The sequence below is a fragment of the Pseudomonas sp. Pseusp15 genome, from assembly GCF_059492165.1.
The window spans coordinates 4540709-4553118 of record NZ_CP168523.1 but is presented as its reverse complement, the minus strand read 5'-3'; the positions used below and the strand labels follow the sequence as shown (position 1 = coordinate 4553118).

Here is a 12410-nt window from a genome sequence, read left to right as displayed (position 1 = left end):
GAAACATGAACGGCCAGCGAGAGGTGACGGGTGACGTTGGGGCAGCACTAACGGGGGGCGATCTGAGTAGCAGCGTCCTTCCAGGCGCTGTTATTGTCTGACGTCATGGAGTTGGTAGTTAAGGATGATGCAATGGAGCTTGCGCTGACGGTTGGCACTCACACATTGAGATTGAGCGCCCCCGACCCCGAATGGTGTAAAGCGTTGCAGCATGCGCTGAACGCCAGTTTTACAGTCCACTGCGAATTTCTGCCCTGGGCCAAACCCTACACCACCGAGGACGAGGCCCGATCGTTCCTCGCGCGGGCAGTCGATGAATTCAAAAGCGAAACCGGTGAGCGGCGGCTGTTTATCGTCGACGATACCGCGCACGCGATCATCGGCTGTATTGGCTTGAAGCCCCGGCGCCGTAACCGGTATGTGGTCGGCTACTGGGTCAATACCGAGTATACGGGCAAAGGCTATATGCGCACGGCGCTTGAAGCGTTGATCAAAAGCATGCCCGGTTTCACGTTTTACCTGACCATCGCATCGGCCAATGTGGCGAGCCAGCGGCTGGCCGAAGCGGCCGGGTTTGGTTTGATCAGACGGTGTTATCAGAGGCCTTGTTTGCAGCCGCATGAGGCGCAGGTTACGTATCTGTATCGGTTGAAATGATGGTGGGAGCAGTCACTGGAACCGACCGCTAACCAGATCGCAGGCAAAAAAAAGCCCGCGGGAGGGCGGGCAAACCGTAGTTTCTTGAATGAGCGAGGGAAATGTACAGGTTGGAGGGAGGCGGTGGGGTGAAGAAAAATTCATGTGGATGGAAGGCTTCAGTCGTTCGTAGTTTCACCAAAGGTTTGAATGAAAAAGAAGCCCTGTCACGGTCCGGGGTTTATATTTTTATTTGATCAAATTTTCCGTGCGCCGGACATTTCCACGGTACGCGGAACGCAGCGCCACCTCCATTCAGATGTGCCTGACTCATGATCGACGGCCACCATCGCACCAGGTTATGCGCTTTGTTCCAATAGGACTCGTTTCCCCAATGTTTGGCCAAACAGAAGACCGGCAGTCCGCACTCGCGGAACGCTCTCTTTTCAATATCACCTTTTGTGAATTTGTCTTGAGAGATGACAGCCCATCCACCTTCTTCTCTCAGTACTGATATCCATGCCACATCAGCGGTGCTTTGCGGAAATTTATCCCTTAAAGACAGCACCTAATGGCCCTCAGCTTTAGTCAGTTCGTTCAAGGCTCGGGCCAACGCAGGGGGAAGATTGTTATCCAATAGGAACTTCAAGCCGCATTCCTTTGCTCAAAACTGACCGCTGCCTCAACTGCAGCGATAGGTATTTCATAGAGGCGGGCTACACGTTTGACGTCTCTGCCTTCAGCTCTGTAGGCGCTAAAAATGGCTGCTGTGTCAATTCCCGTACCTGACAGGACAGGTTTTCCAAAGTTTCGAGAGGGGTCGAGAACGATGGCTTTGCTGCGTTTGACCGGATACCAGCGCTGCGCCGAGCCTGATCCTGTGTAGTCGATACCTTCATAGAGCGAAGGTTTGATGACTTGTTCGAATGCATACTGTCGCTTGATCAAGTCCAGAAGTGCCTCATCCCCTGTTTCACCCATCACCGTGGCGAAGATGCTTCGTCCGTCGGTTTGAAAGCGTTTGCAGGTGAATGGGTACGCTTGGTTAAACAACTCTTTTGCTTGCTGCGAGGCACTACGGATGGCTTGCAGGCTTACGCCGTGTTGGCGAAAAGCATGAACGAAACGAATTTCCAGTAAGTCATGAAAACCTAGAACGCACTCGTTCACATCAGACAGCTCTGAGTCCCAAAGCCCCGGATGCTGAACACCGTGGGCGGTGTATCCGAATAACCAGCGGCGTATATCGGTAGCTGAAATCCCGGTGTAAAGCGAAGCTTCTGCTGGGGTGTACAAGCCAATGCCGACAAGGCGGCTAGGTAGCTTAATGTTTTGCATGTTGGCCTCCTTGTCAGCAGGTGATCCGATGGATGGATTCTGGTCGTAAGGGTGAACTCAAGCAACTGGTCGGGGACGAACCGCTGTTTTGTTTGGGCAGAGTAGGTTTGAAGCGTGAGCTACACAATCAGCTCGGAGTCGTCACGGCTTGCAGGAAATTTCTGAAAACCCTGTCCTGTAAGTCGCTTGGGCGAAAACGTGGCTACTCTGTCGTCTATTGAGTCGACAGTAAGTTGCAGATTATGAAACCTAGTGTTGAGTCGTCTGACACTGCATTGTCTCGTATAAGTAACATTCAGCTTCAATTGTCACGCATACAGAACATCTCTACCCATTCAAAGCCCAAAAAGGCACCTGCGATATTCTCGTCAGGTGCCTTTTTGTGTTGGGGGAGCGGTAAAGACTCCATTCGATCAACGAGCGCGATCACTCAGTGAAGAACGGGAGGTTCTCCCGCGGCCACCGACGCGTTCGGATCAAGGTTATCCTTCGCTCGGTTGACCAAAAGCTCGGTCAGCATCGTCAACTGCTGAAGCGCCAGTGCCACATTGCGCTGTGGGCCTTCGAGTCGGTCGGCAAAGTCCAGCGTCATGACGTTGAGGGACGCCAGGGTTTCGCTGGCGTGAGCGAGCAGGGTGGGCATGTCGACGTCGGGGCGGACGCTGAAGATGTTCCTGTTCAGGTTGCGCCGGCGGGCACTGACGGAGCGTTCGGTGGTTTTGGGCTGTTGGGTCGGGTCGAGGGTTTCAGGTTGTGAAGTGGCCGGATTTTTCAGTGGGATTCGGGTGATCTTTTTCATAAGGGCGTTCCATTGGTTTAGGGATCCTTACGTAATTTCGGCTTTTTAAAACCATCCGCAGGGTCGCAGCGAAGGGTGAAGACTATCTTTCAGAAATGTTGTTCACCAGTTCATGGCAGTCGCTACGGGTTGCAGGAAAATTCCCAGGATGACGTGGTTCTAATCTGTCAGAGAAATCCTTTTCCACTACTGTTGACCCTGAGCAACCGCCACGCCGTCTCAGTCGCTCAGTGTTGGTGCCTGTGATGGATATCGGGAAAGTGCGGATGACTGTGTTTAATGGGAGCGTGGTCGTGTAAATGGCTATGAGGTTCAGTGCCGTCCCACTCAAAGGCATGTTCATGTTGATGGTGCTCGTCATGAATATGGGGATGGTCATGTGTTTGCGGATCGTGTTGGTGCTCGTGAGAGTGGCTTTCGGTCAGGTGTATCCAGACGCCAACTCCCATCAGGCCGGCAGCCACCCAAAACACCCACGTCACCGCTTCGCCTAACAACAGGATCGAAATAGCGGCCCCCAGGAACGGTGCAGTAGAGAAGTACGCACCTGTGCGCGCGGTGCCAAGCCCCCGCAAAGCCAAAACGAATAGCACCAGGCTAACGCCGTAGCCCAAAAAGCCTACCAGTAGCGTTGGCCCCAATAGAGACAATTCAGGGAGATGCATGCCAAGAGCAATCCCCAAAGCGCAGTTGACGACCCCGGCGACCAATCCTTTGATGCCTGCGATGAACAATGCATCCGATGCGGAAACCTTCCGGGTAAGGTTGTTATCGATGGCCCAACAAAAACAGGCAATCACCACGGCGACCGGGCCAACCCAGCCGTGGATCCCTGCGGAAGTCTGAGGCCAACCCAAGAGCACGCCACCGGCAACGATTGCGATCATTCCTGCGACGATCCGCCGGTCGGCGTTCTCCTTGAACACCATCCAGGCAAGCAGGGCGGTCAACACCGCCTCAAGGTTTAGCAACAGCGAAGCAGTGGTAGCTGATGTGAGGGTAAGGCCAAACATTAAAGACACCGGCCCCAGCACGCCGCCGAACGCGATAGCACCAATGAGCCATGGCCATTCTGAAATGGTTAAACCGACAGGCAGCCAGCCGCGATCGCGGATCAGCCGGGTGACTGTAAGACCCAAGCCACTTCCCAGGTAAAGCAAACCGGCGAGCAAGACGGGGGAAACGTTCAGCCCCAGGACCTTGGCAAGCGGTGTGCTGGCACCAAACAGCGCTGCAGCCCCCAAGGCGTATAAAACGCTTTTGTTCATCATCTGTTCCGTAGCAAAAGGCAATGTTGAGAAACACGATACTCGTCATGCATCGACAGCGCATTGAATCGAATCCACAAAAAAGGCACCTGCGATATTCTCGTCAGATGCCTTTCTGCGTTGGGCGCGCGGCAACGATGTCCTGTGCCGGATTCGTTAAGACGCAGAGACCTGCCTCTGCAACCGCCGCCCCACCACATCCAGCAAATCGCAACCATCGCGCAACGAAGTCACCAACACCCGCGCCAGCTCACTGTGAACGCCTTCACTTACAGCGAAACTCTCCAGCAATTGAGTCGCCGTGCGGATGCGGTAAGCCGCCGTTTCATGCAGCACATCCAGCGGCGCTTCGGTGTCGATCAGCAGCGACGCGATAGTGCAGTCGATGCCGGTGATCGGCATATATCGATCCATGACAAAACCTCCATTCGATCAACGAGCGCGATCACTCAGTGGCAGACGGGCTCGACCGCCGGCATGGGCGAATCGAGGTTATCCAGCGCTCGATTGATCAACATCTCGGCCAGCACCGCCAGTTGTTGCATCGCCAAGGCCACGTTGCGATGCGAGCCTTCGAGCTGGTCGGCCAGGTCGGTGGTCATGACATTCAAGGAGGCCAGGGTTTCGCTGGCGTGACCGAGCAGGGTGGGGGTGTCGACGTCGGGGAGGATGGTGAACACATGGCTCACGGGATCGGGCTGTTTCGGGTTGCGCAAGCGGGCGCTGATGGCGCGTTGGGTGGCTTGGGAGAGTTGGGTCAGGTCGAGGGTTTCGGGTTCTGACGGGGTATCGGTTTCTGGAGGGTTGGGGGTGATCTTCTTCATGGTGGAGCTCCTGCGTTGGTTGGAGGAACTGCCAACACCCTGCTGTCAAACAGTATTGGTGGCAGCTGTACGCGGGTTGACAGACCGGAAACGCAGGAAACCGGTGCATCCGAAGATGCCCCACGCACAGCCGCCATGAAAAAGCTGCATGCGCGCAAGCATGCCGTTTTATCAGGAAGAGTGGAAGTTTCCGGTTTTCAGCCTGTCAAAGCCGATCGCTGATTTGCAGCGACACCTGAAGGCTATCCTCGACGAGTAGCGTCCGCTAGTTCATGGAAGGCGATACGTTTTGAGGGAAATTTCCTAGGACGGCGAGAGGGGGCAGCCAGAATTGTTTCTGGACGGAGGTTATGGGTTTGTCGTGGCGTTCGAGGGGGCAACGCTAGGCAGGGTGGCCTATAAGTGTTTGGATGCCAAAGCCCCAGATGCAACAAAGTCCGCACTTGGCGGGCTTTGTTGGCTTTGATTGGGCCGGGGTAATTTGAATCCGTTTAGTAAGCTATTGATTTATAGGTGCTTATACTGATTTGAGTTTTTTTTGGAATACCAATTGGAATACGGTACTCCACTCGACCACCTGTTTGCATTCGATCTGACCAGCACGCTTCGTAACCATGGCTGGTCGTGAATGCCCATACCTGACGATGGTGGCAGGTAGAGATCGGCCAAAAGCTGCTTGTCATAATGGCTCTTCCGGCCAGTAGCTATTCATAGAGCGCCCTGGCACTCTGCTTCTAACCAGAAAGGATTATTAGCCATGGAGCACATAAAGCTACGTGATGCTGGAGACTTCAAGAACAAGTCAGTAGTCGAGTACGCCACGATAAGAGTCGAGATGCCCAGCAGGTTGGTTCCTTCGAACCTGCGTGATGGTCACTATGGGGACGACGACATCGTGAAGGGTTTGTATTCGACGCCCACTGGCCGGCTCTCATACAAGACGCTTTATCTCGACAGTCGTGAGCTGGCAGAGCAATTCGCTGAGCATCTGACCCGTCTCTTTCAGAGCAGGCTTTACAGCCGCGAGTTTGAGATCAAGCTTGAGGTTCTGACGACTACGCAGACGGTCACAGCAACAAAGGGCAAGATAAAACACTCTGCAATTGTAAAGGAGACGGTCTCCAAGTCAGGATGATAGGGGAGCGCTTCGACTGGAGCTGCTACCGTCCATGAGGCACAGTAATGGTACCCACAAGGATTGTCATATACCCAAGTCTGCCAACAAAGTTCCCCGTGTTTTCGTCCAGGGAAACGCCGCGGCCAGAGCGCTGCTTCCCCACCAAACCTAATATTCACTTGGCACCTGAGCATTTGGCCGAGGCGGTAAGGCTCAGTCCATTGGCAGGAGTTTTCCTGGGTTGCGTTCAGGTGTCTTGAGCATATCGAAGGCGACAGGCTCACCCTTCAGGTTATCTACCTGCAACTTGATCTTATCTTCTTCTAGCTCCAGCACTTTGTAGCGCTCCGAGCTCCCCATTGGTATGACGCTTTCAAGCTGTGGCGGCTCTTTCATCGATTGAGCAAGCTTGCTTCCGTTCAGCTTGAGCTCTCCTTTTCGTACCTCCGCAAGGGACGAGTTCATTCCCGTCAGCTTGGTGATGATCCTTTCTTCGTCACCTTTCCAAGTGCCGGCAGCGTTGACGCGGAAAACCATGTCGAGGGGCGGTTGGCCAGTGGTTAGGGTAATGAAGCCTGTGTACCTGTAGGAATCGTCCTCCAGAAACTCAGTGACGCCGTGCAAACTCACCATGCCAGCCGAGTCTGGGTACGCATACTTGCTTTCCCAGCGGCCGTAGATCGTGGGGTCATTTTTTTCGTCGAAGAGGTCTTTGAACTGGTAGACAAAAGTAATGACTGCCGCTCCGGCGACTACATAAATTTTGTAGCTACTGAAGAAGCTTTTCAGGGTGTTCCAGTTAAACAAGTTTCGATCCTTCTGCGTTCGCGCAGGCTTCTGCTAGCGTTGGTGTCACCATGCCCGCAGGCGAGCGCGTGGTTTCAGGTTATTGAGGACGGGACACTTTTGGGACAGTCACTATCCCCAGAAAGCAAAATCTATTGTGGCGGATATCTTTGGCCTAGCGGGCATCCCAATTGTGGCCTCCGCTTTACAGATCACTTTCCGCAGCAGGCGCTTTTCACTTTCGCTGTTTGGTGTATCTAGCTGACATAGTCGGTCTTGAGCTTTGCGCAAATCTTTCTTTCTGCCCGTTCTGTTTCGCGAGCGAGGCCGTCCAGGTCAATCAACAGCGCTTGTATCTGCCGCACCTCAGCCAGGCAGCGGCTGCGCAAAGCAGAATCTTGGATGGCATAGCAGCGGCCGGGGTCATTGTGGGCGAAAGCCAGGTAGTAGGTTCTGGCATCCGCTTCTGCGATGTTGTAGCAACTGGATGGGTCGGCGACGCTTGCTGCTGACGTGAGGCCAAGCACCAAGCTGGCAAGATAGCGACTGATCTTGGGGGTGGCTCCTGGTGGCTTGAACTTCGATTGCTCAGGTGGCTGGCGAGAAAAACGGGGCGAGGCTGCCGCAAGGCGGTAAGAGCATCTGCTTGGTATGCAGGCAAAAAGGTAGTACCCACAAGCGCAGGCCAGGTGACTTGGGAAAGCCAAATACTGTCAGGGGCTGGCTGAAGGTTTCTGTCTTGGGATAGATCAGGATCACATCGCCGTATCCGTCGAGATAGCTCTGGCCGTAAGCTTGCAACTGGTAGAAGTCGCTTTGATCTAGTTCGTACTTTTCCTTGCTATTGGCTTTCTTTGCATCAACCAGCTTCCACTTGGTGTCGAGTACCAAGTGGTTGGTTTTGGCAGCCTGTACCAGCAGGTCAGGCTTGAGCTGAAACCAGTCCTGCTCCTTATGCCGGACAAGCCTTAGGTTGCGTGTTTGAAGGCGCAGGTCGAAGCCTGAGTTGAGTTGTCGGGCGAGGTGTTTGGCGACAAAAGCTTCAAAGACCGCCTCCATCGGGAAGAGCAGGGACGGTGCGTGATGTTGGCCCGTGCCAGTGAGCGGTGACTCGTCCTGAAGGATCAGGCGCGCCCAGGCCAATGCTGCATCGTAATGCGCCATGCCGCGATCTGGCCGTACCCGAGCAAAATCCGTGTTGCTCTGGTCAGATGTAGGAATATCGGCGAACACGAAACACAGCTCCCGTGCCAATTGCTGGCTTGCCTGTGAGGCAGTCCATGTCAATGCGCGTCTGAGGGCTGCGTGCAGTAGGCGGTTTTCCGGTCGGTTGAGGGAAAACTCGTCGAACTCGGTATAGAACCGGTCACGGCGGCATAGGTTGAGACGCAGGTGCTGTGCCATGTGTAGCTTGCCGCGCAGGGCAAATAGGTTGTCTTGTTGTGCAAGGTAATCGCTGCGTAGGCCGCGCTTGACGGTGTGATCCACTGCCCGCAGGAACTCGCCGATAAACACCTCCAGCAGCGGCATGCGGCGGGCGAGCAATTGGGCGCTGCTGGTCTGAATGTGGCGGAAACAGCCTAGGCAACGCAGCATCTCGATTAGTAGATGCCGTGCATCTTCTTCGCCATTCGTTTTGCCTAACTTGGGCAAAACTTCAATCTGGAAACCGTTGGGGCAGCGAATCACCCCAACAAAGCTTTTCACCTGAATGACCTTTCGGCCGTGCCGTTGGGTAAGGCGCAGCCAAGCCGCCTCACCTGCTTCGGTGCCGCGTAATGCTTGGACCTCCAGCCAGGCAAAAACCTCGGCAGAGACCTTGCGCAGCCCTACTATATCGGGCGAGCTGGATGGTAAAGCCGCCAGAGTGTCGAACTCGAAGATCGTTATGCCCGCCATTTCCTTACCTGTCAGGTTGAGGCTTAGTAAATGCCGAGATAGGCGGCAGGCTCGTTATATGCCGAGGGTTGCGCTTGGTAACGACGCTTGGTGGCATAGCTATCAAGACCGTGATCGTTGCCGAAAAGGGTGCTTAGATCCTGCTCGTGCGAATCGCTTTCTGTAATGAATTGGGCCGCATCAGGTTTCTGGTTGTCGCCGAGCACTAGCCGAATCTTGCGCCAATCCTCGAAGAAGTATTCCTCCAGCAAGGGGATGATGCGGCTCTTGAATATTTCGGCCAGTTTACTGAAGCGAGCAGCCTCGTCGGTTACGTCGATCAGTGGAGTGAAATACGCGTGGCCGATGCAGTGGTCTCGGTCGTAAAGCGCTTCGATGCGGTCATTGATACGCTCCAGCATCAGGCGCACGTCAATGTCGCCGGCGTCGGTGGGAACCAGAAGTCCAGCCAAGGGGGCGCTGTGGGGGGCGTCAGGCTCTTTCTCCGCGCGGGTGTCGGGTAGCAGCGGTATAAAGTCGAACCGGCGGCGAAGAGCCGTATCTAGCAATGCCAGCGAGCGATCAGCCGTGTTCATTGTGCCGATGATGTCAACGTTGGCGGGAACGGAAAATGGCCTTCCTGAGTATGCAAGGATTACCTCAGTTGGAGGTGGATTGCCATCAAGCTGGTCGCGCTTGTCGGCTTCAATCAGCGTGATCAGTTCACCGAAAATCTTGCTGATATTGCCTCGGTTGATCTCATCAATGACCATCGCGAAGCGCTTGTCCGGTGTGTTACGTGCGCGGCGGCAGAGCTCCTTGAAGGCACCGTCCTTGATTCTGTAGGCCACTTGACTTGCTTCGGCATCGTCTTCTTTGGCTTCGTCGGCCAAAACCGGCCGCAAGCCCTCAACAAACTCTTCGTAGCCGTAGGACTGGTGGAAGGTAACGAAGCTGTAGCGCTGAACGGAATCGCTCCCCTCCGGGCCTTGCTTAAACTTATCGACAAGTGCAAATAGATCCGAACACGCCTCTTGCCAATCTCCCGCAAACTGCCACACCGAACTCACTGACTTTTCAAAAACGGCTGATCCAAGGCGAAGCTTCGTGTTGACCGTTGTCGACTCAAGGACTGTGTGGTGTTGAAGGGTGCCCCAGAGAGTTTGCTTTATGCCGCTGGTGCGCCCTTTAGCATCTGCGATGGCCAGAATGAATGGATGTCCAGCCAGTTCGGGTACTTTGGCTTTACCTCCTAGGTCATATAGCGCTGCTGCTGCACCCTCCCACCAGGTCAGGGCTGCAATCTTTTCAGCAATAATCTGGCTGCGCCATTCCTCCGCGCTGATCAAGGTTACCTGCTCCTGATAATCGCGCTTTAGCAACTGCATCAGTGTGTAGGTTTTTCCAGTGCCAGGCGGCCCGTAGTAGATACGGTTGGAGCAGATTGCGACGGGTTTGCTGGCCACATGCTGTACCTGAGAGGTTGGGGGCAATGACTGAGTTGCGGAGGGGCTGTTGACATCTTCGATGGGGGCACCAGCCAATGCAGCCAATTTGGCTAAATCTGTGCCGAAGAACGGCTTGAGCAAAGTGGTCTCGAACTCCGGTAGGTCGTTAGCAGGTACCTGCTTGAAGGTGGATCGGTAGTTGGGCGCCCAACCTTTCTGACCGCCTTGGTAGCCACCGAGCTTGATGCTCCGCTTCAATACTCTGTAGCTGCGTTGAAGCCAGCCTTCACCTTTGGCGCAGGGGACCGGGTCAGAGATGAACTGGCCGACTAGAGGAAGGCTTTCATTACCGTGGCACAAGTAGAACAGGCTTCCGATGGGTGTTCTCTGGAACTCCTTGCCCTGGCCTTTGGCAGTATCACTGTGCATCACGCCCAGTTCGTCCAGAAGGTACTGCTTGCGCTCTTCGGCGGAAAAGTCGTTTAGCCCGTGAGATAGCTTCCAGATTGCCAGTTTTTTCTGGCTCCAGGCCTCCCATACCTGATGCCCGAACTCCAGAATGCCAAGGTCTTCGGGGCGCTTGGCGAGCGTCGCTTTCTGCAGCGTTGCCATGCTCTGGCTGGAGGTGCCGCCAACGAATACTGCCAGTGGCGCGCGCTTGAAAATGGCTACGATCACGGGCGCCTGCCGGTTCTGGTAGTGAAATGCGATCTTCCACTTGAAGGCCTCGCCTAGATGATCGAAGGAATCGATGGCGTCCAGATCTCCTTTGGTGGCCCAGTCCGCTACCTGCGCCACGAAGCTGCGGACTTTTTCAAAGGCAGCTTCGGCCGATGTGCCTAGCGATGAGTACCAGCCGTGTGTTTCCGAATAGGAGAGTTTGGCGTCGGAGCTTTTGTCTTCGCTGTCTTTGCGCGAGAACACGCCGAACTTGAACGACGAGCCGCCCCAGATGCTGCCTAGCTCATCGAGCCGCGATTCGATCCAGTAGGTGAAGCTGTCCTTCGATCCGGCCTGGCTGTATTCGTCCAGCGTCATGGTGGCCAGTCGGGAGGCCGGCCAGGCCGACAGAAACTCATCCCATAGGGCGTATTCTTTTGGGAAGCCACTCATCGTGTTTTCGCCTTACGTGTACGGCCGCGAATGGTCAGGTCATCGCTGCCGTCTTTCTGCACGACCGAAAAGAAGCCGAAATCGGTAAATAGCCACATGTTGCGATCCCTCCCTGGGTGGTGGGTCGAGCAGCGTGGTGCTCGAAGATTGCACTAGGCTATTACGAATCAAAATGATCTGTAAATGATGCTTTCATGATTTTTAATTGCGGGTGTTGTGATCGCAATTTATGCTGTTCTCGCTTTCATCACGACTAGCCCAATCATGACCACTGAAGCTCTATCGCAGCTAACGCAAGCCCAACGCGACCGCTTGGCCTATCTGGAGTTACGCCTGCGATTCGTTGGGGAGATTGGTCGGCACGACTTGATTGAGCGTTTCGGCATTCAAACGGCTGCAGCCACGCGTGATCTCGCCACCTATCGCGAGTTGGCAGGCAACAACCTGGCATATGACCGTAGTAGCAAAATCTATACGCCGAGCAAAGAGTTTCGACCGATCTTCACCTTCTCTGCTGACCGGGTACTGGCCTGGCTGGCAGAGGGGTTTGGCGATGGCGAGCCGGCAAGCAGCGCGCCGGGTATTTCCTGCGTAACGTCCAGACGGCTTACCCAGCCAGATTTGGATACGCTGGGTGTGGTGACTCGCGCCATTTACCACCGCCGCCCTCTGCGAGTGGAGTACTACTCCCTGGCCAGCGGCAAGACCCAGAGAGAAATTGTTCCGTTTGCCCTGATCGATACGGGGTTGCGCTGGCACGTACGTGGCTATGATCGCAAGCGCGAGGCATTTCGGGACTTCGTAATCACCCGTATCAAGCGGCCAAAGCTGCTGATGGAATCCCCCGTCGCCGAACACGAGCGCCCAGAACAGGATGTCCAGTGGAGTCGGATATTGGAGGTCGAGCTGGTGCCTCACCCGGATCAACCGCACCCAGACATCACTGCCATGGACTACGGCATGAGCGATGGTGCGTTGCGTTTGAGGCTGCGTGGAGCCACGGCTGGCTACGTACTGCGTAAATGGAGCATCGACTGCTCACCGGACCACCGCCTACGTGATCCGGAATACCGCCTTTGGCTGAAAGACCCGCTGCTGCTCTACGGAGTGGAAACGGCGGTGCTGGCGCCTGGTTATCGAGCAGGCTGACCGAACGATTGCATACAAGCCGTGATGCTTTCAGTCATCCGGCGACACGAAAAT

The 12410-nt window shown here is 55.0% G+C and carries 11 protein-coding genes and 1 pseudogene; 3 read left to right on the top strand and 9 right to left on the bottom strand.

The features are described 5' to 3' along the window. Window positions 1-132: 132 nt before the first annotated feature. Window positions 133-657 carry a GNAT family N-acetyltransferase gene (locus ACEN8R_RS20615; RefSeq protein ID WP_495624315.1) on the top strand — a complete coding sequence of 175 codons (525 nt, stop codon included), beginning with the start codon at window positions 133-135 and terminating at the stop codon, window positions 655-657. Window positions 658-877: 220 nt separating this feature from the next. Here ACEN8R_RS20615 and ACEN8R_RS20610 read toward each other — a convergent pair. The 6 genes and pseudogenes from ACEN8R_RS20610 to ACEN8R_RS20585 form a co-directional block, all read right to left on the bottom strand. Beyond that, window positions 878-1285, bottom strand: a pseudogene (locus ACEN8R_RS20610) (PIN-like domain-containing protein). Beyond that, complete coding sequence (locus ACEN8R_RS20605; protein WP_018929438.1) at window positions 1282-1974, bottom strand: DUF433 domain-containing protein; 693 nt, start codon at window positions 1972-1974, stop codon at window positions 1282-1284. The pseudogene ACEN8R_RS20610 and the gene ACEN8R_RS20605 overlap by 4 nt, the downstream one beginning before the upstream one ends. Before the next feature lie 430 nt (window positions 1975-2404). Next, a complete protein-coding gene (locus ACEN8R_RS20600) occupies window positions 2405-2773 on the bottom strand; it encodes a DUF6124 family protein (protein WP_018929439.1) in 369 nt (122 codons plus the stop codon). Between the two features lie 227 nt (window positions 2774-3000). Continuing rightward, window positions 3001-4041, bottom strand: coding sequence for a DMT family transporter (locus ACEN8R_RS20595; RefSeq protein ID WP_495624314.1), 1041 nt, complete (start codon window positions 4039-4041; stop codon window positions 3001-3003). Between the two features lie 156 nt (window positions 4042-4197). Further along, the gene (locus ACEN8R_RS20590) at window positions 4198-4455 is read right to left on the bottom strand and encodes a hypothetical protein (protein WP_018929441.1); all 258 of its coding nucleotides are present in this window, start codon (window positions 4453-4455) and stop codon (window positions 4198-4200) included. A gap of 35 nt (window positions 4456-4490) precedes the next feature. Beyond that, a complete protein-coding gene (locus ACEN8R_RS20585; protein ID WP_495624313.1) occupies window positions 4491-4865 on the bottom strand; it encodes a DUF6124 family protein in 375 nt (124 codons plus the stop codon). A 757-nt stretch (window positions 4866-5622) separates the two neighbouring features. Here ACEN8R_RS20585 and ACEN8R_RS20580 point away from each other — a divergent pair. Next, on the top strand, window positions 5623-6000 hold the full coding sequence (locus ACEN8R_RS20580) for a hypothetical protein (RefSeq protein ID WP_495624312.1): 378 nt from the start codon (window positions 5623-5625) through the stop codon (window positions 5998-6000). Between the two features lie 195 nt (window positions 6001-6195). Here ACEN8R_RS20580 and ACEN8R_RS20575 read toward each other — a convergent pair whose 3' ends face one another. From ACEN8R_RS20575 to ACEN8R_RS20565, 3 genes are all read right to left on the bottom strand, one after another. Next, entirely contained in the window at window positions 6196-6789 is a 594-nt protein-coding gene (locus ACEN8R_RS20575) for a hypothetical protein (RefSeq protein WP_495624311.1), read from the bottom strand. 567 nt (window positions 6790-7356) lie between these two features. Next, window positions 7357-8667: an McrC family protein gene (locus ACEN8R_RS20570; protein WP_495624310.1), complete on the bottom strand. Its 1311-nt coding sequence runs from the start codon at window positions 8665-8667 to the stop codon at window positions 7357-7359. Between the two features lie 23 nt (window positions 8668-8690). Beyond that, window positions 8691-11207, bottom strand: a complete 2517-nt coding sequence (locus tag ACEN8R_RS20565; protein WP_495624309.1) for an McrB family protein — start codon at window positions 11205-11207, stop codon at window positions 8691-8693. A 264-nt stretch (window positions 11208-11471) separates the two neighbouring features. Between ACEN8R_RS20565 and ACEN8R_RS20560 the strand changes: the two genes are divergently transcribed. Next, window positions 11472-12356, top strand: a complete 885-nt coding sequence (locus tag ACEN8R_RS20560; RefSeq protein ID WP_495624308.1) for a helix-turn-helix transcriptional regulator — start codon at window positions 11472-11474, stop codon at window positions 12354-12356. The last annotated feature ends 54 nt before the right edge of the window (window positions 12357-12410 follow it).